This window comes from Pantoea sp. Pa-EAmG, assembly GCF_030024295.1.
GTDB lineage: Bacteria > Pseudomonadota > Gammaproteobacteria > Enterobacterales > Enterobacteriaceae > Pantoea > Pantoea dispersa.
Genome location: NZ_JASEWO010000442.1, coordinates 1 through 433, shown reverse-complemented (window position 1 = coordinate 433; position 433 = coordinate 1). Strand labels below are relative to the sequence as shown.

Sequence of the window (433 nt, the reverse complement as noted above, 5' to 3'; positions counted from 1 at the left end):
GCGGATGCAGCGGTATCGCCCATCGCACCTTCACCCGAATATGCACGACCTAAACCAATTGCTGAGAATTCATTAAGTTGAAAGCCTGCGGCGTAAACATGGGAAGAGACGAGCGCCACTGCAGCTGCCACAGCTGACTTTGCAAACAGGTTCTTATGGTTCATGACCACAACCTCATCTAGATTTATTATTAAACGTTGTTACGTCGCGTAACAAAGGACGGCGGATTGTAGGGACTGACGACAAAGACACATATCAGACCAGTGCGACGAGTATAGGTCCGACCTGTGTATTTGTTGCAATAATGTTTTTTAAATATTTCCGATTTGATCGATAAAATCAGATCTGCTTAACAAAATCTTGTCGATGCCCATCTAGCATAGCGGTCAAATTTGTTTTGGATCAATTTTTAGTGTGATATTCGTCACTTAGC

At 43.4% G+C, this 433-nt stretch carries 1 protein-coding gene; it reads right to left on the bottom strand.

Annotated elements, in window-relative coordinates; translation table 11 throughout:
- A partial coding sequence (locus QMM04_RS23150; protein WP_282997239.1) for an outer membrane protein transport protein occupies positions 1 to 164 on the bottom strand: 164 nt, incomplete at its 3' end.
- Positions 165 to 433 lie beyond the last annotated feature (269 nt).